We start from the raw sequence: 24,173 nt of genomic DNA, 5'->3' as shown, positions 1-24,173 counted from the left end.
AAGAAAAGAAGGGAAGGAACATGGGGATCGATCATAACAAAAGATTAAAGGAACATTTATATTATTACAGTGCAAGAATCAGCCTGGATATGTCAAATCTGATCAAGTGGCTGGTTCTTGCTGTCATTACTGGATGTATCGTAGGAGCTGCCAGCACACTGTTTTCTTTTACGTTAAAGGCAGTGACCAATTACCGGAGGGCTCATGAATGGATTTTCCTTTTGCTGCCATTATCCGGACTTGTCATTGTATTTTTGTATGAGAAGCTTGGAAAAGAGGATGGAGGGACCAATCAGGTTCTTTCTACCGTGCGTTCCAGAGATGATGTGCCGATCCTATCTGCGCCTCTGATCTTTATCACAACGGCGCTGACTCATCTTACCGGTGGTTCTGCGGGACGTGAGGGAGCAGCGATCCAGCTTGGAGGAAGTATTGCCAACCAGCTTGGAAGATGGATCCATCTGGACGAGGAGGACCGTCATGTAATTGTCATGTGCGGCATGAGCGCGGCGTTTTCCGCACTGTTTGGAACACCGATGTCAGCGGCAGTTTTTGCGCTGGAAGTGGTCAGTGTGGGCGTGATGTATTATGCGGCACTGATGCCGTGTATGATTGCGTCACTGGTCGCTTCCGGATTTGCAGCCGGAATGGGAGTCACACCGGAAAGTTTTCATGTGACGGATATTCCGGCACTGACTGTGGAAACTGGCCTGAAAATGGGAGTGATCGCTCTGGGCTGTGCAGTTGTCAGCATTATGTTCTGTATTGCGCTGAATGGTGCAGCAGGACTTTATGGCAGATGGTTTAAGAATAAATATGTCAGGGTTGCAGTGGGCGCCTGCCTGGTCATTGTTGTCACCTTTATTCTGAGAACAGATGAATATATGGGCGCTGGTGCGGAGCTTATTGAAAAAGCGGTGGAAAACGGACAGGCGGATACTTTCGCCTTTTTCTGGAAAATGGTGCTTACAGCACTGACTATGCGCGCAGGATTCCGCGGGGGAGAGATCGTACCTTCTTTCTGCATTGGAGCTACCTTTGGCTGTGTGATGGGTAATCTTATGGGAATTTCTCCGTCGATCTGTGCAGCCTGCGGAATGGCAGCAGTTTTCTGCGGTGTGACCAACTGTCCGATCACTTCGATCCTGATCGCTTTTGAAATGTTTGGATTTAAGGGAGTATCCTTCTATCTGATCGCAGTATCTATCAGCTATGCAGCATCGGGATATTATGGCCTTTACAGGGATCAGACCATTGTGTACTCCAAATATAAAGCAAAATATGTGAACCGACATACCAGATTCTGATATAGAACGAAATGTGAAGGGGTGTGTGTATACCGGCATAATATCTTATGGAATACCGCATGGACATGGCTGGAAAATATCTGGACATCTGCGGAAATCTGATGTAATATATTAAACGTTAGTATTTACAGAAAGGCAGAGTTTAAGGTATGGAAGAGAAGATTCTTGATTTTATCATGGAGTATGCACAGGAGAATGAGGGAGTCCCGTTTCAGGTGATCAAGGAGAATTTTAATATCGTTATGGATGATAAGCTGAAAGATATCATCAGTGATGCGATCTGGGACAGGGATAATGTTTCCGATGTGATCACAGAAAGTGAGCGTTATGTGATCACCTGTTTTGAAGATTAATACAGGGCTATCTGTGACCGTTACGGTAATGGAATTAAGAAATCTGATATGAGGAGAATGCATATAGGGCATTCTCCTTTTTTCGTCAATCTGTCAAAAGAATCCAAAGGAATTGAAGTCTCCAAAAAAGAATGGTATCCTAAAGAAAAAAGTAGATGGGGTGGTTGAAATGAACAGCAAATATGAGATCAGCACAAAAGAAAACCGGGAATTCCTGAAAGCATCCTGTGAGGAGCTTTTGAATTTCGGACATCGATTTCCTTCACCGAATGGAGGTTCCTATTATCTGGGGGACGACGGAACACCATGGAAGGACAGAAACCGGGAAACCTGGATCACCTGTCGTATGGCTCATGTATACAGTCTGGGTCTGATGCTTGGCCATGAGGGAAGCGGAGAGCTTGCGGATATGGCATTGAAAGGTCTGAAGGGAGAGCTTCACGATGAAAAAAACGGTGGCTGGTATGCAGGTGTAACACCGGAAGGAGATATTGTGCCCAATAAACAGTGTTATGCCCATGCATTTGTGATCCTGGCTGCATCTTCCGCACTGACAGCCGGAAGGCCCGGGGCGAAAGAGCTCCTTGAAGAGGCATTGGCTGTTTATGACCGACATTTCTGGAATGAAGAGGAGGGGCTGGCCTGCGATACCTGGAATACGGAATTTACCGTGCTGGATGATTACCGGGGATTAAATGCCAATATGCATACGGTAGAGGCTTTTCTGGCAGCAGGAGATGTCACCGGGGATAAAACATATCACATTCGTGCAGGCAGGATCATTGATCATGTGATCCAGTGGGCAGAAGATAACTCCTGGAGGATCCCGGAACATTTTACGAGGGAATGGGTGGCAGATCTTGACTGCAACCGTGACCGTCCGGATGATCCGTTCAAGCCATACGGCGCAACACCGGGACATGGAATCGAATGGGCAAGGCTGATCACACAGTGGACGCTTGCAAACTGTGGAGAAGAGAAAGAAAAACTGGAAATACATCTTCAGGCAGCAGAAAACCTTTACACAACAGCAATAAAAGACGGCTGGAACGCAGATGGTGTACCGGGAATTGTATACACGACAGACTGGAATGGCAAACCGGTGGTACATGACCGTATGCACTGGACTCTTGCGGAAGCGATCAATACCTCTGCAGTTCTTTATCAGGTGACCGGTAAGGAGAAATATGCGAAAGATTATGCTGCGTTTATGAAGTACCTGGATGAAGTGGTCATGGATCACGAAAACGGCTCCTGGTTTCATCAGCTGGATGAGCAGAATCATCTGAAAGGAACCGTATGGCCCGGAAAATCTGATCTGTACCATGCACTGCAGTCTACACTGATCCCATATCATAAAGCAGATACGTCTATTGCACCGGCAGTAAAGAAAAAACTGGAGATCTGAACAAAATCGTTTTGCGATTTTTGTTCGTGAGCATGTAACGAAGCGGAGTGCGAATGTTCAATAAAAAAACCTTCCTGCGTTTACAGAAAAATTTCTCAGGACAGATACTTGCAGAGATACAGGTATCCGGTCTTGAAGAAATACGAGAACACAGTAAGGTTTTTTATTGAATAGTTATTACTCCGTAACCTCTTTCAGATCCGAAATATCCGGAGAAGCCATGAGAGAATAATTGGTGTAATAAACAACGAAACCGGGTTTCGCACCGGCAGGTTTTTTCACATGCTTTTTCTGGATATAATCAATCTCTACCTTGGGAGCAGAGTGTCCTTTGGAGTACCAGGCTGCCAGGCGGCCTGCTTCTTCGAAGGTACGGTCCGGAAGTTCACCGTCTTTGGTGCGGACGATCACATGGGAACCAGCCATTTTCTTTGCATGGAACCACCAGTCATTTCCGGTTGCGAACTTGAAAGTCAGCTCATCATTCTGGAAATTGTTTTTTCCCACATAGATATCAAAACCGTCACTGGATATGTAGTGGAGCGGTTTGGATTTCGGCTGGGCTTTCTGGCTTTTTTTGTTTGTGTAGTGACGTTTGATATAACCGTACGCAGTGAGCTCTTCCTTGATCTGGGAAAGGTCACTTTCAGATCTGGCGATATCCAGAGCATTGGAGATAGATTCCAGATGAGAGATCTCACTTTTCGTATCTGTGATCTGTTCTGTGACGGCTTCCTCTGTACGCTTCAGCTTTCCGTATTTATCAAAATATTTCTTGGAATTCTGTGCCGGAGTCAGTGTCGGGTCAAGAGGGATAGTGATCTCCTCGTTGGTGTAATAGTTCAGTGCCTTAAAGGATCTGCAGCCTTCCTCAAGCCCGTATCCGTAGGTGTTGATCAGTTCACCGTAGACCTTGAATTTATCTTTTTTTGCAGTATCATTCAGCTGCTTTTTCTGGATGTTGTATTTTTTTCGGTTACGTTCCAGAGCGGTCTGTACTACACGGCGAAGATCGGAGGATTTCTGGTGGATACGTGTCAGCAGACTTTTGGTAGCATAATAGGTCTCCAGCATAACAGAGACACTGTCAAAGATTTCGCTGCGGTATTCACTGCCAAACTGCTGATAAGGAAAGACACCGTATTCCACAGGCTCCTCTCCGCGGTAGACAATATTCGGGGTGAACTCTCTGTTCCGGATCTGTTCCATAAGGCGGAGAAAGGTATGATAAAGATGGGTGCAGGCTGCCTCATCCAGGGACTGCGCGGCATCGCTCCCGTCAATGGATGCACGGTAGCAGATCTCCTCAGCCATTACCGGGCTCATACCTGTGAGTGAAGTGTAAAGCGCCCTGGAAATATTCACAGGCTTTTTACAGATGTGCTGTGTGAACTCCTCCTCGGAAACAGTCAGCGGATTTTCTTTATCCCTGGTATTGGGAATGAAATATTCTCTTCCGGGAAGAACCTCACGGACAGAACTCATATGGGAAGAAACATGCTTGATGCTGTCCAGGATCATGCCTTTTTCATCACAGAAGATGATGTTGCTGTGCTTGCCCATCAGCTCCATGATCAGACGCTTTCTGCAGGGATCCCCCAGCTCATTAAGATGCTCCAGCTCAAATTCCACCACGCGCTCCATTCCAGGCTGCTTCACATCAAGGATACGGGCGCTTCCGATGTGCTTTCTGAGAAGCATGCAGAAGTTCGGCGCGGTTAAAGGACTGATACGGTTCTTATCTGTAAAATAGATCAGAGGAAGGGATGCGCTTGCACTTAAGAGAAGACGTTTCTGTCCGTTTGCGCCCTTTCCTGTGATCAAAAGTTCATCGTTTTCCGGCTGGGCGATCTTGTTGATACGTCCGCCTTTTAAATTATCATCGATCTCTGCCACGAGAGCAGAAACTGTAATTCCGTCAAATGCCATGATTTTACCTCCATTTCAACATCAATCATTATAACAGTAAAAAAAGAGTTTGACTAGGGTTTTGGAATGAACTATAATAAATCCGTATGCAATCAGTTACTGTATTTATCAGCAGCTGATAAACTTAAGAGGCAGTATTGGAGGATAACATGATAAAAAGTATGACCGGCTTTGGCAGGGCAGAAGCAGTTTCCAGAGAGCGTAAGGTTTCTGTTGAACTGAAATCTGTCAATCACAGATATCTGGATCTGAACATCAAAATGCCGAAAAGACTCAGCTATTTTGAGGGAGAGACCCGAAATGTGATGAAGACTTATATCCGCCGCGGCAAAGTCGATGTGTTCATCACCTATGAAGACTATACAATGGGCGGAATGGCTCTGAAATACAATGCAGAGCTGGCAAAGGAATATCTGGGCTATCTGAACCAGATGAGTGAGGAACTGGGGATCGAGAATGATATCCGTGTTTCCACACTTTCCAGATATCCGGATGTGTTTACAATGGAAGAGCAGGCTCCGGATGAGGAAGAGCTCTGGAATTTTCTGGAGAGTCCGCTTCATGAGGCCTGCCGGAAATTTGTGGAGACCCGTCAGCGTGAGGGTGCTAATCTGAAACAGGATCTTCTTGGGAAGCTGGACGGACTGGAAGCAAAGGTCGATGTAGTGGAAAAACGTTCTCCGGAAGTAGTGAAGGCTTATCGGGAGAAACTGGAAGCCAAGATGCACGAGCTACTTGAAGATAACCAGATCGATGATTCCAGGATCGCCGCAGAGGTGATACTTTTTTCAGATAAGATCTGCAATGATGAGGAGACGGTACGTCTTCGAAGCCACATCCACGGAATGAGAAAGATCCTGGATGAGAACGAGGGCGTGGGACGTAAGATGGATTTCATGGCACAGGAGATGAACCGTGAGGCGAACACTATCCTGTCTAAATCCAATGATCTTATTGTATCCAACGCGGCCATCGATCTGAAGACAGAGATCGAGAAGATCCGTGAGCAGATCCAGAATATCGAGTAACCGGACAGGAAACAGGCTGTACACAGACAGAAAGGAGAGCGTAAATGGCGAAACTTATTAATGTAGGCTTTGGAAATGTTGTCAATTCACGCAAGATCGTGGCTGTGGTAAGTCCGGATGCCGCTCCTGTAAAGCGCATGATACAGAGTGTCAAGGGGACCCGAACTCTGATCGATGCCACACAGGGAAGAAAAACAAAAGCAGTGATCGTTACTTCCGATGATTATCTTGTCCTTTCCGCTCTGCAGCCGGAAACTATTGCCAGGAGATTTTCGGAAGCGTATGGAGAGGAAATGAGGGAGGAAGGAAATGAGTAAGGGAATTTTAGTTGTTGTTTCGGGCTTTTCCGGTTCCGGAAAAGGTACTGTCATGAAACGGCTGATGGAAAAATATGACAATTATGCATTATCTGTTTCTGTTACTACCAGAAATCCAAGACCGGGTGAGAAGGACGGAGAGGCTTATTTCTTCCGCACAAAAGAAGAATTTGAACAGCTGATCCGGGAAGACGGACTGATCGAGTATGCACAGTATGTGGAGAATTATTATGGCACACCCCGCAAATATGTAGAGGAGCAGCTTTCCGCAGGGAAAGATGTGCTCCTTGAGATCGAGATCCAGGGTGCCATGAAGATCCGTGAGAAGTTTCCGGATACACTGCTGGTATTTGTATGTCCGCCGTCTATGGAGGAGCTTAAGAACCGTCTGGTAGGTCGCGGAACAGAGACTCTGGATGTGATCAACGGGCGTCTCAGAAGAGCGGTTGAAGAATCCAGAGGAATGGATAAATATGATTATCTCCTGATCAATGATGATCTGGAGGAATGTGTTGATACACTTCATGAGACCATCCGGTGTGAGCGCATGCGTACATCCAGGAATCATGATTTTGTATCCAGGATCCAGAAAGAAGCGGAAGCTTTTTTATAAATACCAATTAACAAGTTAAATACGGCCCTGCCGTTACAGAAGGGAGAAAAGATATGATACATCCATCTTATTCAGAATTAATTGAGGCTATCAACACAAACAACGAGGACGACGATGAGGCTCTCGTGCTGAACAGCCGTTATTCTCTTGTACTTGCAGCAAGCAAACGTGCCCGCCAGCTGATCGCAGGAGCAGAGCCGCTTGTATCGGGGGCAGCAGGAAAGAAACCGCTTTCCGTTGCCATTGATGAGCTTTACAAGGGCAAAGTAAAGATCCTTCCCGGACAGGAGGAAGAGGAAGAGCTGGAGGCTCTTGAAGCTGAGAAGGAGGCTCTTGAGGCAGCAGAGGGCGAGACCGCAGAAGGCACAGAGACTGCAGAAGCAGCTCAGACAGAAGCGGAGTAATTTTATGAAAATATTATTCATCTCTCTTGGCTGTGACAAGAACCTGGCGGATTCTGAGGAAATGCTGGGACTTCTTACAGCCGGAGGTCATGAGATCACAGACGATGAAACACAGGCAGATGCAATCGTGATCAATACCTGCTGTTTTATCAAGGATGCCAAGGAAGAGAGTGTGGAAACCATTCTTGAAATGGCAGAGTACAAAAAAACAGGAAGCTGTCATGCACTGATCGTTACCGGCTGTATGGCACAGCGATACCAGAAAGAGATCATTGAGGAAGTTCCGGAGGTCGATGCTGTTCTTGGAACCACATCCTACGGCGACATCGTAAAGGCTCTGGAGGAAGCAGTAGCCGGAAATCATTTCGAAGAATTCCGTGATATTGATTATCTGCCGGATACAGGAAGCAAACGTGTCCTCACAACAGGGGGACATTTCGGCTACCTGAAGATCGCGGAAGGCTGCGACAAGCACTGTACCTACTGCATCATCCCGAAGCTCAGAGGTAAATTTCGAAGCGTCCCAATGGAGCGCCTCATTGCCCGGGCAGAGGATATGGCTGAACAGGGAGTGAAAGAGCTGATCCTGGTAGCACAGGAGACCACCGTTTACGGAAAAGATCTTTACGGCAAAAAATCTCTTCACATTCTTTTAAAGAAGCTCTGTGAGATCAGAGGTATCCGCTGGATCCGCATCCTTTACTGTTATCCGGAGGAGATTTACGATGAACTGATCGAAACCATTCGTGATGAGAAGAAGATCTGTCATTATCTGGATATTCCGATCCAGCACGCATCGGACCGAATTCTTAAGAGAATGGGCCGCCGTACTTCCAAACAGGAACTGATCGATATTGTCGGAAAGCTCCGTAAGGAGATTCCGGATATCGTACTGCGTACAACTCTGATCACCGGATTTCCGGGTGAGACGGAGGAAGACCATGAAGAACTGAAGGAGTTCGTAGATGAGATGGAATTTGACCGTCTCGGTGTCTTCACTTACTCTCCGGAGGAGAATACCCCGGCAGCAGAGATGGCAGACCAGGTTCCGGAAGAAGTGAAGGAAGAACGCAGAGACGAGCTGATGGAGCTTCAGCAGGAGATTTCTTATGACAGAGGCCAGGACCGTATCGGACAGGAGCTTCTTGTTATGATCGAAGGAAAAGTTGCAGATGAAAGTGCCTATATCGGACGTACCTACGGGGATGCACCGAAGGTTGACGGATACATTTTCGTTCAGACAGGCGAACTGCTTATGACAGGTGATTTTGCAAAGGTACGTGTGACAGGTGCGCTTGAGTATGATTTGATAGGAGTGCTGAGCGATGAATACACCGAATAAACTTACAGTTGCAAGAATGATACTTGTACCATTTCTTGTAGTTTTCTTACTGACAGGCTGGGGAGGAGAAGCAAACCGCTGGATCTGTCTTGCGATTTTTGTCGCAGCAAGTGTGACAGACTGGTTTGACGGTCATCTTGCCAGAAAATATAACCTGATAACCAATTTTGGAAAATTTATGGATCCGCTGGCAGACAAGCTTCTGGTATGCTCTGCCATGATCTGCATGATCGAGGTTGACAAGCTTCCGGCATGGGTTGTGATCATTATCATCGGACGGGAATTTATCATCAGCGGTTTCCGTCTGATCGCAGCGGAGAACGGAATTGTCATTGCCGCAAACTACTGGGGAAAATTCAAAACCGTTTCCCAGATGATCATGATCATACTTCTGATGCTGGATTTCGGAGGTGTTTTTGCAGTGCTGACACAGATATTTATCTGGCTGTCCGTTGCACTGACCATTATCTCCCTGCTGACTTATATCATGCAGAACAGAAAGGTCCTTTCCATGCAGGAGTAGGGATCAGAGTATACGAAAGGAGTTTCTTTTCATGATCACAGAACTGATATCCGTAGGAACCGAGATCCTTTTAGGAAATATCGTAAATACCAACAGCGCCTATCTTTCTGAAAAATGCGCCCTGCTTGGGTTAAGTGTTTACTATCAGGATGTAGTAGGTGATAATGAAGGCCGTATGCGTGACGTGATCCGTACTGCACTGGATCGTTCCGATGTTGTGATCCTTACCGGAGGTCTTGGTCCAACAGAGGATGATATCACCAAGGAAGTAACTGCGGATCTGATGGGAATGCCTCTTAAGGAAGATTCCCACTCAAGGAAACTGATCGATAAATATCTGAAGGAATATGAGAAAAACAATTCTCAGAGACGTATCACGAAGAACAACTATAAACAGGCCATGGTTCCTGAGGGAGCCATTGTTCTTGACAATCATAACGGAACTGCTCCGGGACTGATCCTTGAGAAAAAAGGAAAAACCGCGATCCTTCTTCCTGGACCTCCCAATGAGCTGAAGCCCATGTTCGAGGAGTACGTTGTCCCGTATCTGCAGAAAAACCAGCCGGAGATCATTGTGTCCCAGATGGTAAAGATCAGCGGGATCGGTGAGAGTCAGGTAGCAGAGGAAATCCAGGATCTGATCGAAAGCCAGACCAATCCTACCATTGCACCTTATGCAAAAACCGGTGAAGTGCATCTTCGTGTGACAGCAAGCGCAGAGAATGAAAAGGCCTGCAGAAAGCTGATCAAACCGGTTGTCAAGGAGCTAAAGAAGCGTTTTGGAGAGAATGTTTTCGCCACAGATGAGAGCAAGACACTGGAGGAAGCGGTGATCGATCTTCTGAAAGAGAAAGATCTGAAGCTTTCCCTGGCGGAATCGCTTACCGGCGGTATGATCGCCCAGCGCATTGTCAATGTATCCGGTGCGTCTGAGGTGTTTGGCTATGGCTTTGTGACTTACAGTAACAAGGCCAAGCATAAATGTCTGGGAGTGAAGAAGCGTACTCTGAAGGAGCAGGGGGCAGTTTCCGCCAAATGTGCCAGAGAAATGGCAAAGGGCGCCTGCAAAGCATCCGGAGCAGACATCAGTATTTCCGTGACGGGTCTGGCAGGACCGGGAGGCGGAACAAAGGAAACTCCGGTTGGTACTGTATTTATAGGCTGCTGCTATAAGGGCAAGGCTATTGCCAAAGAGTTCCACTTTACAGGAAACCGCATGCGGATCCGCGAGCAGACTACAGCGCATGCACTGGCGATGTTACGTGACTGTATCATTATGGGCAGATAGCGAATGCCTTGATCTGCCGGCTATTACGGATCAACCATAATATTTTTTATATAACAGGACTGATTTTTAAACAGATGAAACTTTTGATTTCAAGTATCTGTATCAAAAATCAGTCCTGTTTTATTTTTGTTTCCTGACAATAAGCCCCGGTATGGGCGATGAAAGAATATAAACGATCATGTTTACCAGGGTACTATCATAAGTGCCAGTGTTTTTATAAGGGATTTCCTTTAAAATGTGATTAAAGCAATATATGACGTAAATATACGTTTTACCGGAAAGGGGGAAATCAGAATGAAAAAGAAAAAAATCTGTTGTGTTTTGTGCTGCTGATCAGCCTTATTTTTACGATGGCATCTGGAAGTGTGACGGTCAGCGCCGCACCAAAAGAGCAACTCCGGCCAACAATTATACTCCGTCTAAACCGATTTCCATTGCGTTAAGACAGGACACACTTCCGGGTAAGGGAAATTCCATCAGTGAAGATATCCCGTATTTTGAACCGACTCAGACCACTCCTGCGATCTACAGATCATTTACTGATTTTGCAGGCAGCGACAGTTCCAGATGGATCTGTACATATAAGCACTCCAAAAACGGAAAATGGTATATCTGGGATCAGTCCTGGCATGATCTTCTTACCAGGATCAAACAGCCGGCAGGAAACTATGAATATTGATCGAATGTGAATGTACCGCTATTCAATCCCATTCTAAAAAAGGAACCGACAGCGTAAAAACTGTCGGTTCCTTTTTGGCATACATAATAGAATATCTCATCGGTGTAGTGCAAACTTTTCAATGGCGCGTGCTACACCGTCTTCGTCATTGGAAACAGTAATATAATCGGCTGCTTCTTTTACCTGGGGCTGTGCATTGGCCATGGCTACGCCAAAACCGACTTCCCGGAGAAGATGGACATCGTTGTCACCGTCTCCGCATGCCATAATGGATTCCCTTGAGATTCCCAGCATTTCGCCAAGAGCAACAAGAGCGGTTCCTTTGTTGACACCGGCGGCGTTGATCTCAATATTGTAGCTTAAGGAGCCTACAAGCTCCAGCTCCTTAAGTTCGCTTAATTCCCTCCAGGCGGCGGCACGTTCCTCCATGTCTGCAAAAAGCGCCTGGACTTTATCCATGCTTCTGTTTTCTTTTGTAATGACATCCTGGATGTCCGGAACCGCGATACGGGTAGTACGGACATAATTCCACATATTAGGGTCGTGATGGTATTTTCCTACATTATCAAGCTTGGCAGCGTCTGCATATCCCTGGCCGTCAAAATAGATCTCACTTAAAGTATCATATTTTTCAAAGATACGAAGAGCTTTTTTTGCACTCTCCATAGGAAGAAGCTGCTCGATAAGAAGTTTATTATGGTCTGTATCAAGGACTCTGGCTCCGTTGGAGGTGAGAGCGTAGTGAATTCCCGGAAAATTTCTCAGTTCCGCGGGAATGCCGGTATATGGCCGGCCGGTAGCCATCAGAACAAGGATACCTGCATCAATAGCTTCCCTGAGAATGCGCCTGGTATTTTCTGTGAGTTCTTTTTTTGTATTCAGAAGAGTTCCGTCCAGATCAAGACCGATCATTTTTATCTGCTGCATATTTAAGATTTCCTTTCCCGGTTAAGGTCACATATACAGAAAAACCGTCCCGAAAAAACATTTTCCGGGACGGTACCTATCTGTTTATCAGATATCAAGAAGATCACTGTAAACTTTCAGTGCTCCGTCTGTATCATGAGCGAGAACACGTTTTGCAAGAACCTTACCAAGCTGTACACCCTCCTGGTCAAAGCTGTTCAGGTTCCATACAAAGCCCTGGAACATGATCTTGTTCTCAAAGTGTGCAAGAAGCGCACCCAGGGACTTCGGTGTAAGTTCCTCACCAACAATGATACTGGAAGGACGTCCGCCCTTGAAGTTTTTGTTCAGGTTCTCATCTTCTTTTCCGCATGCAAAAGCAACGATCTGTGCTGCAACGTTTGCACAGAGCTTCTGCTGGCTTGTGCTGTTCTCGATATCAACATCAACACCAAGCTGGCTCTTCTTAAAGCCGATGAACTGAAGCGGAACAATATTGGTTCCCTGATGCAGAAGCTGGTAGAAGGAGTGCTGTCCGTTGGTTCCTGGCTCACCGAAGATCACCGGTCCGGTCACATAATCCACCGGCTCACCAAAGCGGTTTACAGATTTACCGTTAGACTCCATATCACACTGCTGAAGATGAGCAGGGAAGCGGCTTAATGCCTGTGAGTATGGTAAAACTGCAGTAGAAGGATATCCCTGTACATTTCTCTCATAAACGCCGATCAGGGCATCCAGCATATCCGGGTTCTCAAGAATGTTCTTATTTGTTGCAAGCTTATCCTCCTCGGCAGCTCCGTCAAGGATGTCTGCGAATACTTCCGGTCCGAATGCAAGGGAAAGGATCGCTCCGCCTACGCCGGAAACGGAAGAGTAACGTCCGCCGATATAGTCGTCCATGAAAATAGCGGTAAGGTACTCATCACTCTTTGCAAGAGGAGAGGTCTCACTGGTTACAGCAAGCATATGTCTGGACGGGTTCAGGCCCGCTTTTGTAAGGGCGTCTTTTACGAATGCCTCATTTGTCAGAGTTTCAAGTGTTGTACCGGATTTGGATACAACGATGAAAAGAGAGTGAGCAAGATCTACAGATGCAAGAACAGCAGCTGCATCATCCGGGTCAACGTTGCTGATGAATTTTGCTTCCATCTTGAAGGTGTTGTTTGCCTTTGCCCAGTTCTCAAGTGCGATATATAATGCACGCGGTCCCAGGTCACTTCCGCCGATACCGATCTGTACAACCGTAGTGAATTTCTCACCGGCTTCATTTGTGATCTCACCTGCATGTACTTTGTTTGCAAAATCTGCAGCTTTCTTCTGCTGAGCTACATAGAATTCTCGCTTGTCCACACCGTCAACAACAACAGGCTCGCCAAGCTGTGTACGTGCAAGATGATGAAGGACCATACGTTTCTCGCCTGTGTTGATCACTGCGCCGTTATATAATTCCTGGAATTTTTCGATCAGTTCTGCCTCATCAGCCAGTTTGGAAAGTGCGTCAAGAACGGTCTCGTCCACTTCCTTGGCTGCGTAATTGTAAGCCAGACCTGCTGCCATCGGTACGCTGTACTTCTTTACACGTTCTGCACCCTGCTCGCCGGACATTGCCTCTGCAATGTTCACGTGATCTTTCAGACCGTTAAGTTTGCTGTAAGAAGCAAGAGTGTCCAGATTTTTCCATGTTGCCATAATCATATTCCTCCTTTAATGACTGTGATCAGAGATATCACCATAAATCCTTCGGATATCTTTTTCACAATTGTCTACAGCCAATTATACTGAAAAAAGCTCTGGATTTCAACGGAAGGAACGATTTAATTGGTGAAAATCTTGTTAAATAAGGTAAAAAATATCAGAGATAACAGGATCGTGACGGAAATATGAAGAAGTTTCCGTCAGCAGCAGGACAGGAATGGGGAAATATGATATGATAGAAAACAGATCACCCGGAGAAAAAAGCCGGGAAAATAATAAGTGATGAAGGGAATTGTTTTATGGAGGAAATGAAGAAAAAAGGAAATGTGATCGCACTGATGCCTATCGGTGTTTTTCTGGTCCTGTATCTGGGACTGGGGATTTTGTTTGAGTATGTGATGAAGATCCCTATGGGATTTTATAATGTACCGATCGTTGTGGCTTTTCTGTCTGCGATCCTGGTGGCATGTGTTCAGAACAGAACGATCAGCTTTGACAGAAAGCTGGAGCTTATGGCAAAAGGAGTAGGAGATAAAAATATCATCACCATGCTTCTGATCTTTCTGACCGCAGGCTCTTTTGTGGGTGTTGTGGGGCGCAGCAGTGCAGAAAGTGTGGCCTACTGTATGCTTTCTCTGATACCGGCACGTTTTTCTGTTGCGGTATTGTTTGTAGTTGCCTGCTTCGTATCTGTGGCTATGGGAACTTCCGTTGGGACGATCACGCTTCTTACCCCTATTGCGGTAGCGGTTTCCAAAGCTTCCGGTTTTGATATGGCATTTTGTGTGGCATCGGTGATGGGAGGAGCCATGTTTGGTGACAACCTTTCTTTTATTTCTGATACCACGATCGCAGCCTGCAACGGTCAGGGCTGTCAGATGAAAGATAAATTCCGGGAAAATTTCTGGATCGCATTTCCGGCAGCTGTTGTTACACTGATCCTGATCCTTATCCTGTCTTTTCAGACAGAGATCCAGGGAAGAGTGGTACAGGATTATCATCTTATACAGATCTTTCCATATGTTCTGGTGCTGATCGGCGGGATCATCGGCATCAATGTATTTGTGGTACTTCTGATCGGAATTATCTCCGGCGCATTTATCATGCTTCTTGGAGGACATATCACACCGGTGGAGCTTCTGACCAATATCGGATCCGGTGTTTCCGGAATGTTCGAGACCTGTATGGTGGCTATCCTTGTAGCAGCCATGTGTGCGCTGATCCGGGAGCATGGAGGTTTTGAAGCACTGCTTTCCGGAATACAGAGAGTTTTTAAAGGGAAAAAAGGTGGACTTCTTGGTATGGGACTTCTGGTTGGAGCTATGGATATCGCAACAGCCAATAATACGGTGGCCATTGTTATGGCCAACCCCATTGCAAAGGAAATGGCACTGGAATATAAGATCACTTCCAGAAAGACAGCTTCTATCCTGGATACATTTTCCTGTATTTTCCAGGGGGTGATCCCATATGGAGCCCAGATGCTGGTTGCCATTTCTGCGGCAAAGGAACTGGGATTTGAGCTTTCGGCTTTTCAGATCATGCCGAAACTGTTTTACCCCATGCTTCTGCTTGCGAGTTCTCTGATCGCGATCTTTGGTGTAAAAGGCGGGGATGATAAATGAATCAGGAAGAGATGATCCGGGATGTCCGGAAAAGACTGTTTGAAATGCAGGATACAGGATATCGGGATTTTCAAGCAAGACTGGTTCCGACTGTGGAGAAAGAAAAGATCATCGGTATCCGGACACCGATACTCCGGAAATTTGCAAAAGAATTTGGAAAAACAGAAAGATCCGAAATGTTCCTGAAGGTTCTTCCTCATCAGTATTATGAGGAAAATAATCTCCATGGCCTGCTGATCGAGCAGATCAGAGATTATGATAAATGTCTGGGAGAACTGGAGCGTTTTCTTCCGCATATTGATAACTGGGCGACCTGTGATCTGCTGGCGCTCCATATGATGAAAAAACACCGTGATATATTTATCCGGGAGATTTATCGCTGGATGGAGTCGGATAAGCCTTATACCATCCGGTTCGGGATCAGTATGCTGATGCGCCATTATCTGGATGAAGAATTTAAACCGGAATATCCGGAGAAAGTGGCAGCGATCCGCTCGGAAGAATATTATGTAAATATGATGCGAGCCTGGTATTTTGCTACAGCGCTGGCAAAACAGTATGAGAAGATCCTTCCATTCCTGGAAGAGCAGAGAATGGATATCTGGACTCATAACAAGACGATCCAGAAATCCATTGAAAGCTACCGGATCACACAGGAGCAGAAGGATCATCTCAGGACACTGCGGATAAAGAAATAAACAGCAGGTAAGGGTTAAAATATGAAGGCAATATCGATCTATGCACTTACAAGAAATCAGAATATGGAATGTGTCCAGAAGCTGGAACGTCAGCTTTCCGGCAGAGATTTTTTTCTCAGGATCAAAGAGTGGGAACTGGAAAGTATGAAAGCACTGGTGAAGCAGCTGGAACTGCATATGGAAGAGGTATATAAGCTCCGGCTTTTTTATTCGTTCCAGATCCCGAAGCTTGGAAAGGAGTTTGATCTTCTACAGATCAAGGATGATCAGATCGTAAATATTGAACTGAAAAGTGGCAGTGTATCGGATGAGGCCATTCGAAGACAGCTGATCCAGAACCGGTATTATCTGTCTGTTTTTGGGAAACCGATCCTGTCCTATACCTATATCAGCAGCGAAGACCGTCTGGTAAGGCTGACCAATCATGATCACATCGTGGATGGAGACTGGGAAAAGCTTTGTACTGCGCTGGAGAAAGAAGGTCAGGATTATGGTGGTGATATTGAAGATCTGTTTCAGGCAGAGCTGTACCTGATCTCTCCCTTGACAGAACCGGAACGCTTTCTCAAAAAGGAGTATTTCCTTACTTCTCAGCAGAGGGATATCGAACGGCAGATCCTGAAGAGGATCCGGGGAGAGAGAAATGGATATTTCTGGTTCAGTGGTCTTCCCGGAACAGGAAAAACCCTGCTGCTCTACGATATTGCAATGAGGCTGTCTGTGCGTCAGAAAGTCTGTATCGTTCACTGCGGCGAAGGCGGAAAAGAATGGAGGCTTCTTCATGAACGTCTGCGGCGGATACATTTTCTGGCAGATGATCAGCTGGGAGAGTCAACAGATCTTGGCTGCTACAGCAGTATTCTGGTAGATGAATCACATCTTCTTTCCCCGGAAAAATTGTCTGTTCTGCTTACCTGGAGTGAGCGCCGGCCTGTGATCTTTTCCAGTGATTCCGAAGATGTGATATCACCGGAGGAGTTGGATCGAAGCATTGTGGAGAGACTGGGAAAGCTGCCGGAAATTCAGAAATTCCATCTGACAAACCGGATCCGTACCAATGCGGAACTTTCCTCTTTTATCCAGAACATGATGCACCTGCCGGAAAAAAGAAGCCCCAGAGGGTATCCGCATATTGCAGTGGTGTATGCCAATAATGACCGCGAGGTGGAAAATTTTCTGAATGATTTTGCGAGACAGGGATATCAGCAGCGGATGCCAGAGGGTTCTGGACAGCTTGGTATCCAGGCAGTGAGAGATGCGGAGAAGATCGTTGTATTGCTGGATGAACAGTATTATTACGACGAAAAAGGATATTTAAGATCCAGGTGCTCTGCGGAAAAATATTCCAGTGTACGAAAACTTTTTCATCTTTTGAATCAGGCGAAAGAGAGCCTGGCTCTGGTGGTGAGAGAGAATATGGCGGTATATGAAGTGATGATGGAGATTTTGCAGATGCACAGAAACAGATAAAAACAAAAGATTAAAGACAATGGAGAGGAAGACAGAGAGATGGAAGTTTTGGAGATTGTTTTGCCTGTACTGGCGATGATCATTCTTGGAATCCTGTGCAGAAAATGGAAACTTTTAGATCAGAGTGGTGTCAATAACATGAAAACACTGGTAACAAATATTATGCTTCCTGTGGCAATTTTTCATGCACTGGCAACAGCAGAGTACAGTGGAAAGATCGGAACTCTGGTTCTGATCATGTTTGTGATGCTCTTGATTTCATTTGGGGCAGGATTCTGGATGAAAAGATTTATGGACGAGCCATATAAGAAATATCTTCCGTTTCTGATCTGTATCTATGAAGGTGGAATGATGGCTTACCCGTTGTATACAAGTCTTTGTGGCAGCGAAAATCTTTCACAGATTGCAGTGCTGGATATTGCGGGACTTCTTTTTGGATTCAGTGTGTATATGGGAATGTTGGGACAGACGGAAAACGGGGAAAAGATCAATGCAAAAAGCCTGTTTTACAGTGCATTGCGAACCCCTGCTTTTATAGGAACGGTTCTTGGAATTATTGTGGGACTGACACGAATGATCACCCGGCTTCTGGACAGTCCTTTTGGCAATTGTTATCTCAGTGTGGAGAATATTCTGACAACGGCCATTACGCCGATTATTCTTATTGTAGTTGGGTACAGTATGGAACTTGCGCCGGAACTTATCAGCCCCTGCCTCAAAACCATATTGCTGAGAGTCCTTTTGCAGGCAGTGATGATTGCGGGAGTTCTCATGGCAGTAAAATATTTGGTAGGAGGTTCCAGGCTTCTGAACCTGGCGGTTATTACATATATGTCCTCGCCTGCTACATTCAGTATGCAGACTTTTCTGAGAAAGAAAGAGAGCAGTGCCTATGCATCCACAACAAATTCTCTGTATTGTGTGGTCTCAATCCTGGTTTATATCACACTGGCAGTGGCAGGATGATGGAACTGAAAGAAGGGATCAAATGACGACAACGACATTATGTTATATAGAAAACGATGATAAATTCCTGATGCTTCACAGAGTAAAAAAACAGGATGATATGAATGAGGGCAAATGGATCGGCGTTGGCGGGCATGTGGAAAGTCAGGAAACTCCGGAAGAATGCCTTGTTCGTGAGGTGAAAGAGGAAACAGGGCTGACACTTACCTCCTATAAGTTCCGTGGCCTGGTGACATTTATAAACAGTGAATGCGAATCAGAACTTATGTGTGTGTTCACGGCCGATGAATATACAGGAGAACTGATTGAATGTGATGAGGGAGAACTTTGCTGGGTTGACAAAGCCATGGTGCCGAATCTTCCGGCATGGGAGGGGGATCAGGTATTTCTTGATTTGCTCCTTTCAGGAGAAAAACGCTTTTTTTCTGTAAAATTGCAGTATGAAGGTGACAGACTTGTAGAGAAGAAAATTCATTTGTATTAATAGTAGATTGTTTCATAGCTGGAGGGGAAATCATGTTTAATAAAATGATTGCACAGCAAACCGCAAAAAAAGAAAAACTTCTTGATAATTTTCTGAAAAAACATGAAGCGGAATATCCGTTTCCGGAAGATGTGGAACTCATTTGTGACATTGACTATATGGGAGATGGAAAGCCCTGTCATTTCATGGATATTTACCGTCCCCGAAATTATGAAGGAAAACTTCCAGTCATGTTTAACCTGCACGGAGGCGGTTTTCTCCTTGGAAAAAAAGAAGAGGGCCATTTGTTCTGTGCAGAAATGAGTCAGAGAGGTTTTTTGGTGTTCTCATTTGAATATCCGCTTGCACCGGAAGTGTTGTTTCCGCAGATTCTTAAGGATCTGATGACAGGAATGAGAAATGCAAAGAGATATTTTGAAACCTATGATGGTGACGGAGAACATATTTATATGACAGGAACCAGTGCAGGGGCGAGCCTGTGCGTATATCTGGCCACTATGTTAAAAAGTCCTGAATTGGCAAAGGCTTTTCAGGTTGTTCCAAATGATCTGAAAATTCGGGCGCTGGGTCTGGCAAGTGGAATGTATTATACAACCAAACCGGACAGTATAGGGATTTTTCTTCCCTCCTATATTTACGGGAAACACTGGAAAAAGAGTTCGTTTTATCCATATATAAATCCGGAAAACAAAGAAATTATCCGAAACCTGCCACCGTCATTTCTGGTCACAGCTTATGGAGATACTCTTCGAAATTACAGCAGACAGTATGCAAAAGCGATAAAAAAAGCCGGTGTGATCTGTCATCTTGAAGATTATGAGGTGGACAAAAAACTTCCGCATGCTTTTAGTACAACTTTTCCTGAAATGGAGGAAAGTAAACGTGCAAATACGCAGATGGTGGAATTTCTTTTTAAATACTGATGAAATGCTAGGAAACCTTACTGGAGTCCGGATCCGGATTATTCTCCCTGCACAAGGATGCAATCGCTATATACAGTTAAAAACACAATTTTCTTGAAATCCTAACCATAGATGATTATAATAGGGAGAAGGTATGTCAATTTTGTGCTATTAGTGATATTTGGCATTGCATTGTATTTTAATATACAAAATGCCATTTTTCTTTACGATAAGTTCGCGAAAATCCGCAGGATATTAACTGTTTGAGGGTAATGATAACTGTTGTTGGCAAGCTGAAAAAATGTCCATTTTTGACCAAACGGGGTTTTGGGCACCATTTTATAGCAACTTTTTACACAAGAATTGGCTTACAAATATAAACATTTTTGATGTTTCACTGAATTTTATATCTTTAAATTCTTTGTGAAATATTACTAATTTTGGAAAGGAATAGAATGAGAAAATTAGCATTAAGTGATGAAATTTTGCTCAAAGTTGATAAAGCTGCCCGCTATATTGGCGGCGAAGTCAACTCTGTAATGAAAGATAAAAATGAGGTAGAAATTCGTTTTGCAATGTGCTTCCCGGATGTCTACGAAATCGGCATGTCCAACCTCGGTATGATGATCCTCTACAACATGTTCAACCAGCGTGAGGATGTTTGGTGTGAGCGCCTTTTTTCTCCGTGGCCGGATCTGGATAAAGTGATGAGGGAACAGAATATCCCGTTATTTGCACTGGAGTCCCAGGAGCCGATCCGTGATTTTGATTTTCTTGGAATTACTCTTGGTTATGAAATGTGTTATACCAATATCCTCCAGGTACTGGATCTCAGTGGTATTCCGCTGAAAAGCGCAAACCGTGGTGAGGATTTCCCTATTGTGATCGGTGGCGGTGCCTGTGCGTATAATCCGGAGCCGCTGGCACCTTTTTTTGATATGTTTTATATCGGAGAAGGGGAAACGGTTTATGATGCACTTTTTGATGCATACAAGGCCAATAAAAAGGCTGGAGGCATCAGGAGAGATTTCCTTCTGGCAGCAGCTAAGATTCCTGGAATTTATGTTCCGTCTCTCTATGAAGTTACCTATAAAGAAGATGGTACGATCGCATCCTTTGCACCGACGGCGGATGATGTTCCTGAGAAGGTCCAGAAACAGCTGATCATTGATATGGAAAAGGAATATCGTGCTGTGGAGGCACCGGTCGTTCCTCACATTAAGGCAACACAGGATCGTGTAACTCTTGAGATCCAGAGAGGATGCATTCGAGGCTGTCGTTTCTGCCAGGCAGGTATGATCTATCGTCCGACCCGTGAACGTGATGTGGAGACTTTGAAGGAATCGGCGCGTATCATGCTGAAAAATACAGGACACGAAGAGATTTCCCTTAGTTCCTTAAGCTCCAGTGACTATTCCCAGCTGAAAGAACTGGTGAACTTCCTGATCGAAGAGTTTCATGGAAAGGCTGTTAATATTTCCTTACCATCTCTCAGGATCGATGCGTTTGCACTGGATGTTATGAGTAAAGTGCAGGATGTAAAGAAAAGCAGCCTGACTTTTGCTCCGGAGGCCGGTTCTCAGCGACTTCGTGACGTTATCAACAAAGGTCTGACAGAGGAAGTGATCCTCCATGGTGCGGGCGAAGCATTCAAGGGTGGCTGGAATCAGGTGAAGCTTTACTTTATGCTCGGTCTTCCCACAGAAACAGAAGACGATATGAAGGGAATTGCTCATCTGGCACAGAAGATCGCAGAGACCTATTATGAGGTAGTTCCGAAAGAACAGCGTAAAGGTAAGGTTCAGATCAACGTCAGCACATCTTTCTTTGTGCCGAAGCCGTTTACCCCATTTCAGTGGGCACCAATGTATACAGAGCAGGATTTTGTGGAAAAAGCCAAGGTGGTTAAAAATGAAGTCCGCGCCCAGCTGAATCAGAGAAGTATCCGTTATAACTGGCATGAACCGGATGTAACAGCTCTGGAAGGATTTCTCGCACGCGGGGACAGACGATGCGCGGATGTGATCCTGAAGGCTTATGAAAAAGGTGCCCTTTACGATGCCTGGACAGAAAATTTTGATTATGATATCTGGAAGGAAGCTATGGCTGAATGCGGAGTGGATATGACATTCTACACACTTCGTGAAAGAAGCCTGGATGAGATCCTTCCATGGGATTTCATTGATACCGGTGTCAGCCGCAGATTCCTGGAGCGTGAATGGCAGCGTGCAAAAGAGGGTGTTGTGACGGAAAACTGCCGTCAGAAATGTTCCGCATGTGGAGCTATGAAATTTAAGGGAGGTGTCTGCCTTGAAGGTAAGAATTAAATTCAGCAAAGAGGGTCCTATGAAGTTTGTGGGACATCTGGATACCATGCGTTATTTCCAGAAAGCACTTCGTCGGGCAGAGCTTCCGGTAGCTTTTTCCGGTGGATACAGCCCGCATATGATCATGTCTTTTGCGGTTCCACTTGGAGTGGGGATGGAGAGTCTCGGAGATTATTTTGACCTGGAAATGGCAGAAGATATGCCGACTGCAGAGATCGCAGCCCGTCTGGAGGAACAGATGGCAGAGGGGATGCATATCGTTAGCGTCCGCAAGGTAGAGGATGGAAAAGCGGGTAAAGCGATGGCACTGGTGGCAGCAGCAGATTATCTTGTGGAGTTCCGTCCGGGCAAAGAGCCTTCTATTGACTGGAAAAGCCGTGTGAAAGAATTTCTGGCACAGCCGGAGATCAAAGTGACCAAGCAGACCAAGCGCAGCGAAAAGGAGATCGATCTTCGTCCGAATATCTATAAAATGGAAGTAAGAGAGAATGGGTTCTTTTATATGCTGGCATCTGCAAGCTCTAATTATACGAAGCCGGAGATGGTAACAAACACCTTTTTCCACTGGATTGGAGAAGAACTTCCGGAATTTGCCTTCACAGTGAAACGTCTGGAAATGTATGCCGATAAAGGAGAAAATGCAAGCCCACGTTTTGTGACTCTGGAATCATTAGGTGAGGAAATTGAGTAAACTGATCATAACAAGAATGGAGATCCATGGTGTGCCCTGTACAGTAGCGGCTCTTTCGGAGGAGGAACGGATCGTTGAGATCCGACTGGAATCCGATCAGGAAAAATCCATTCTTGGAAATATATACACCGGACAGGTCGAAAATATCGCATCCAATATCCAGGCGGCTTTTGTGCAGATCGAGCCTGGAAAGAGATGCTACTATTCTCTTGCGGAGGCACAGAGAGCTGTTTTTTCCGCAGGAAGAAAAGGAAACGGACCGTTGCGGCCTGGGGATGAGCTTCTGGTTCAGGTAAGCAGGGATGCCATGAAGGGAAAACTTCCGGCACTGACATCCAATCTGAATTTTACGGGAAGATATCTTGTTCTCACTACAGGCGATAAAAAGTTTGGTCTGTCTTCCAAGCTGGCACTGGAAGATCGCCATCGCCTCAGCGGATGGCTGAAAGAGGAAGCAGAGCGTCCGGATAAGGAATTCGGTATCATTGTCCGGACCAATGCCGCAGACGCTTCCAAAGAAGAGATCCTGAAGGAACTGGAGTGGCTGAAGGGCCGCTACCATAAAGCCGTAGTTCAGGGACGGAACCGTACCTGTTTCAGCCTTGTACTGGAGACAGAACCATTTTATGTGGCTGCTGTAAGGGATGCTTATGGTCGTGATCTGGATGAGATCATTACCGATGTGCCGGAAATCAGAGAAATGATCCTGGGATATCTGGAAGAGATCAGCCCGGAGCTTAAAGAAAAGCTTCGTTTTTATCAGGACAAACTTCTTCCGCTTTATAAGCTGTATCGAGTGGAAACTGCACTGGATGCGATCCAGAAAGAAAAAGTATGGCTGAACAGCGGCGGATTTCTGGTGATCCAGCAGACGGAGGCTTTTGTGTCCATTGATGTAAACAGTGGAAAATATACCGGAAAGAAGAAAATGGAAGAAACCTTCCGCAAGATCAATCTGGAAGCGGCTGCGGAGATCGGCCGGCAGCTGAGGCTTCGTAATCTCTCCGGTATTATTCTGATCGATTTTATCAACATGGAAAATCCGGATCACAGAGATGAACTCTTTCATGTTTTACAGAAGCTTCTCAGAAAGGATCCGATAAAGAGCAGGGCTATTGATATCACACCATTGCATATCCTGGAAATGACCAGAAAGAAAGTAAGACGTCCGGTGATCGAGGACATTCGGGAGCTTACAAAAAAATAATAAAAATG

22 protein-coding genes and 1 pseudogene are annotated in these 24,173 nt (G+C 45.5%); 20 read left to right on the top strand and 3 right to left on the bottom strand.

Annotated features, from left to right (window positions below; genetic code table 11):
• Positions 1 to 20 precede the first annotated feature (20 nt).
• The 3 genes from V9W66_RS00710 to V9W66_RS00700 all read left to right on the top strand — a co-directional run bounded on the left by V9W66_RS00710 (position 21) and on the right by V9W66_RS00700 (position 3,068).
• On the top strand, positions 21 to 1,307 hold the full coding sequence (locus tag V9W66_RS00710) for a chloride channel protein (protein ID WP_144094338.1): 1,287 nt from the start codon (positions 21 to 23) through the stop codon (positions 1,305 to 1,307).
• A 149-nt stretch (positions 1,308 to 1,456) separates the two neighbouring features.
• Positions 1,457 to 1,660 (top strand): hypothetical protein, encoded by a 204-nt coding sequence (locus tag V9W66_RS00705; RefSeq protein WP_144094339.1) that lies wholly within the window; start codon positions 1,457 to 1,459, stop codon positions 1,658 to 1,660.
• A 169-nt stretch (positions 1,661 to 1,829) separates the two neighbouring features.
• A complete protein-coding gene (locus V9W66_RS00700; RefSeq protein WP_144094340.1) occupies positions 1,830 to 3,068 on the top strand; it encodes an AGE family epimerase/isomerase in 1,239 nt (412 codons plus the stop codon).
• 177 nt (positions 3,069 to 3,245) lie between these two features.
• On the opposite strand, the gene V9W66_RS00695 is transcribed toward V9W66_RS00700, so the two are convergent.
• A complete protein-coding gene (locus tag V9W66_RS00695) occupies positions 3,246 to 4,997 on the bottom strand; it encodes an Rqc2 family fibronectin-binding protein (protein ID WP_144094341.1) in 1,752 nt (583 codons plus the stop codon).
• Positions 4,998 to 5,146: 149 nt separating this feature from the next.
• Here V9W66_RS00695 and V9W66_RS00690 point away from each other — a divergent pair, with 149 nt between their 5' ends.
• The 8 genes and pseudogenes from V9W66_RS00690 (at position 5,147) to V9W66_RS00655 (ending at position 11,191) form a co-directional block, all read left to right on the top strand.
• Positions 5,147 to 6,025, top strand: coding sequence for a YicC/YloC family endoribonuclease (locus tag V9W66_RS00690; RefSeq protein WP_144094342.1), 879 nt, complete (start codon positions 5,147 to 5,149; stop codon positions 6,023 to 6,025).
• Positions 6,026 to 6,069: 44 nt separating this feature from the next.
• On the top strand, positions 6,070 to 6,342 hold the full coding sequence (locus tag V9W66_RS00685; RefSeq protein WP_015525189.1) for a DUF370 domain-containing protein: 273 nt from the start codon (positions 6,070 to 6,072) through the stop codon (positions 6,340 to 6,342).
• Positions 6,335 to 6,955 carry a guanylate kinase gene (gene gmk, locus V9W66_RS00680; protein WP_144094343.1) on the top strand — a complete coding sequence of 207 codons (621 nt, stop codon included), beginning with the start codon at positions 6,335 to 6,337 and terminating at the stop codon, positions 6,953 to 6,955. Before V9W66_RS00685 ends, gmk begins: the two co-directional genes overlap by 8 nt.
• 53 nt (positions 6,956 to 7,008) lie before the next feature.
• Positions 7,009 to 7,263: pseudogene (gene rpoZ, locus V9W66_RS00675) on the top strand (DNA-directed RNA polymerase subunit omega); the annotation flags it as partial.
• Between the two features lie 100 nt (positions 7,264 to 7,363).
• Positions 7,364 to 8,701 carry a 30S ribosomal protein S12 methylthiotransferase RimO gene (rimO, locus tag V9W66_RS00670; RefSeq protein WP_144094345.1) on the top strand — a complete coding sequence of 446 codons (1,338 nt, stop codon included), beginning with the start codon at positions 7,364 to 7,366 and terminating at the stop codon, positions 8,699 to 8,701.
• Positions 8,685 to 9,224: a CDP-diacylglycerol--glycerol-3-phosphate 3-phosphatidyltransferase gene (gene pgsA / locus V9W66_RS00665; RefSeq protein WP_015525184.1), complete on the top strand. Its 540-nt coding sequence runs from the start codon at positions 8,685 to 8,687 to the stop codon at positions 9,222 to 9,224. The genes rimO and pgsA overlap by 17 nt, the downstream gene beginning before the upstream one ends.
• 31 nt (positions 9,225 to 9,255) lie before the next feature.
• Positions 9,256 to 10,512: a competence/damage-inducible protein A gene (locus tag V9W66_RS00660; RefSeq protein WP_144094346.1), complete on the top strand. Its 1,257-nt coding sequence runs from the start codon at positions 9,256 to 9,258 to the stop codon at positions 10,510 to 10,512.
• A 316-nt stretch (positions 10,513 to 10,828) separates the two neighbouring features.
• Complete coding sequence (locus V9W66_RS00655) at positions 10,829 to 11,191, top strand: DUF6935 domain-containing protein (protein WP_144094347.1); 363 nt, start codon at positions 10,829 to 10,831, stop codon at positions 11,189 to 11,191.
• Positions 11,192 to 11,287: 96 nt separating this feature from the next.
• Here V9W66_RS00655 and V9W66_RS00650 read toward each other — a convergent pair whose 3' ends face one another.
• Both V9W66_RS00650 and V9W66_RS00645 read right to left on the bottom strand, forming a co-directional pair.
• On the bottom strand, positions 11,288 to 12,118 hold the full coding sequence (locus tag V9W66_RS00650) for a Cof-type HAD-IIB family hydrolase (protein ID WP_144094348.1): 831 nt from the start codon (positions 12,116 to 12,118) through the stop codon (positions 11,288 to 11,290).
• A gap of 87 nt (positions 12,119 to 12,205) precedes the next feature.
• Complete coding sequence (locus V9W66_RS00645) at positions 12,206 to 13,789, bottom strand: glucose-6-phosphate isomerase (RefSeq protein WP_022427255.1); 1,584 nt, start codon at positions 13,787 to 13,789, stop codon at positions 12,206 to 12,208.
• A 314-nt stretch (positions 13,790 to 14,103) separates the two neighbouring features.
• On the opposite strand from V9W66_RS00645, the gene V9W66_RS00640 reads away from it, so the two are divergent.
• From V9W66_RS00640 to V9W66_RS00600, 9 genes are all read left to right on the top strand, one after another.
• Positions 14,104 to 15,420, top strand: a complete 1,317-nt coding sequence (locus tag V9W66_RS00640) for a Na+/H+ antiporter NhaC family protein (RefSeq protein ID WP_330575378.1) — start codon at positions 14,104 to 14,106, stop codon at positions 15,418 to 15,420.
• Positions 15,417 to 16,118: a DNA alkylation repair protein gene (locus tag V9W66_RS00635; RefSeq protein ID WP_144094350.1), complete on the top strand. Its 702-nt coding sequence runs from the start codon at positions 15,417 to 15,419 to the stop codon at positions 16,116 to 16,118. The genes V9W66_RS00640 and V9W66_RS00635 overlap by 4 nt, the downstream gene beginning before the upstream one ends.
• A 21-nt stretch (positions 16,119 to 16,139) precedes the next feature.
• Positions 16,140 to 17,588: an ATP-binding protein gene (locus V9W66_RS00630; protein WP_144094351.1), complete on the top strand. Its 1,449-nt coding sequence runs from the start codon at positions 16,140 to 16,142 to the stop codon at positions 17,586 to 17,588.
• 39 nt (positions 17,589 to 17,627) lie between these two features.
• Entirely contained in the window at positions 17,628 to 18,554 is a 927-nt protein-coding gene (locus tag V9W66_RS00625) for an AEC family transporter (RefSeq protein ID WP_144094352.1), read from the top strand.
• Positions 18,555 to 18,576: 22 nt separating this feature from the next.
• A complete protein-coding gene (locus tag V9W66_RS00620; RefSeq protein WP_022427260.1) occupies positions 18,577 to 19,038 on the top strand; it encodes an NUDIX hydrolase in 462 nt (153 codons plus the stop codon).
• Positions 19,039 to 19,070: 32 nt separating this feature from the next.
• A complete protein-coding gene (locus tag V9W66_RS00615) occupies positions 19,071 to 19,961 on the top strand; it encodes an alpha/beta hydrolase (RefSeq protein WP_144094353.1) in 891 nt (296 codons plus the stop codon).
• 434 nt (positions 19,962 to 20,395) lie between these two features.
• Positions 20,396 to 22,267 carry a TIGR03960 family B12-binding radical SAM protein gene (locus V9W66_RS00610; protein ID WP_144094354.1) on the top strand — a complete coding sequence of 624 codons (1,872 nt, stop codon included), beginning with the start codon at positions 20,396 to 20,398 and terminating at the stop codon, positions 22,265 to 22,267.
• Positions 22,242 to 22,958 carry a TIGR03936 family radical SAM-associated protein gene (locus V9W66_RS00605; protein WP_334292737.1) on the top strand — a complete coding sequence of 239 codons (717 nt, stop codon included), beginning with the start codon at positions 22,242 to 22,244 and terminating at the stop codon, positions 22,956 to 22,958. The genes V9W66_RS00610 and V9W66_RS00605 overlap by 26 nt, the downstream gene beginning before the upstream one ends.
• A complete protein-coding gene (locus V9W66_RS00600; protein WP_059085871.1) occupies positions 22,942 to 24,165 on the top strand; it encodes a ribonuclease E/G in 1,224 nt (407 codons plus the stop codon). Before V9W66_RS00605 ends, V9W66_RS00600 begins: the two co-directional genes overlap by 17 nt.
• The last annotated feature ends 8 nt before the right edge of the window (positions 24,166 to 24,173 follow it).

The organism is Blautia massiliensis (ex Durand et al. 2017) (assembly GCF_051861785.1).
In the GTDB taxonomy this organism is placed as follows: Bacteria; Bacillota; Clostridia; order Lachnospirales; family Lachnospiraceae; genus Blautia_A; species Blautia_A luti_A.
Note: the sequence above shows the minus strand (reverse complement) of the source record. Positions and strands in the feature narration are given on the sequence as shown.

What these genes read in the sequence shown, in the direction of transcription:
- V9W66_RS00710 (WP_144094338.1), top strand. Translation starts at nt 21, where the DNA reads ATGGGGATCGATCATAACAAAAGATTAAAGGAACATTTATATTATTAC.
- V9W66_RS00705 (WP_144094339.1), top strand. Translation starts at nt 1,457, where the DNA reads ATGGAAGAGAAGATTCTTGATTTTATCATGGAGTATGCACAGGAGAAT.
- V9W66_RS00700 (WP_144094340.1), top strand. Translation starts at nt 1,830, where the DNA reads ATGAACAGCAAATATGAGATCAGCACAAAAGAAAACCGGGAATTCCTG.
- V9W66_RS00695 (WP_144094341.1), bottom strand. Translation starts at nt 4,997, where the DNA reads ATGGCATTTGACGGAATTACAGTTTCTGCTCTCGTGGCAGAGATCGAT.
- V9W66_RS00690 (WP_144094342.1), top strand. Translation starts at nt 5,147, where the DNA reads ATGATAAAAAGTATGACCGGCTTTGGCAGGGCAGAAGCAGTTTCCAGA.
- V9W66_RS00685 (WP_015525189.1), top strand. Translation starts at nt 6,070, where the DNA reads ATGGCGAAACTTATTAATGTAGGCTTTGGAAATGTTGTCAATTCACGC.
- gmk (WP_144094343.1), top strand. Translation starts at nt 6,335, where the DNA reads ATGAGTAAGGGAATTTTAGTTGTTGTTTCGGGCTTTTCCGGTTCCGGA.
- rimO (WP_144094345.1), top strand. Translation starts at nt 7,364, where the DNA reads ATGAAAATATTATTCATCTCTCTTGGCTGTGACAAGAACCTGGCGGAT.
- pgsA (WP_015525184.1), top strand. Translation starts at nt 8,685, where the DNA reads ATGAATACACCGAATAAACTTACAGTTGCAAGAATGATACTTGTACCA.
- V9W66_RS00660 (WP_144094346.1), top strand. Translation starts at nt 9,256, where the DNA reads ATGATCACAGAACTGATATCCGTAGGAACCGAGATCCTTTTAGGAAAT.
- V9W66_RS00650 (WP_144094348.1), bottom strand. Translation starts at nt 12,118, where the DNA reads ATGCAGCAGATAAAAATGATCGGTCTTGATCTGGACGGAACTCTTCTG.
- V9W66_RS00645 (WP_022427255.1), bottom strand. Translation starts at nt 13,789, where the DNA reads ATGGCAACATGGAAAAATCTGGACACTCTTGCTTCTTACAGCAAACTT.
- V9W66_RS00640 (WP_330575378.1), top strand. Translation starts at nt 14,104, where the DNA reads ATGAAGAAAAAAGGAAATGTGATCGCACTGATGCCTATCGGTGTTTTT.
- V9W66_RS00635 (WP_144094350.1), top strand. Translation starts at nt 15,417, where the DNA reads ATGAATCAGGAAGAGATGATCCGGGATGTCCGGAAAAGACTGTTTGAA.
- V9W66_RS00630 (WP_144094351.1), top strand. Translation starts at nt 16,140, where the DNA reads ATGAAGGCAATATCGATCTATGCACTTACAAGAAATCAGAATATGGAA.
- V9W66_RS00625 (WP_144094352.1), top strand. Translation starts at nt 17,628, where the DNA reads ATGGAAGTTTTGGAGATTGTTTTGCCTGTACTGGCGATGATCATTCTT.
- V9W66_RS00620 (WP_022427260.1), top strand. Translation starts at nt 18,577, where the DNA reads ATGACGACAACGACATTATGTTATATAGAAAACGATGATAAATTCCTG.
- V9W66_RS00615 (WP_144094353.1), top strand. Translation starts at nt 19,071, where the DNA reads ATGTTTAATAAAATGATTGCACAGCAAACCGCAAAAAAAGAAAAACTT.
- V9W66_RS00610 (WP_144094354.1), top strand. Translation starts at nt 20,396, where the DNA reads ATGAGAAAATTAGCATTAAGTGATGAAATTTTGCTCAAAGTTGATAAA.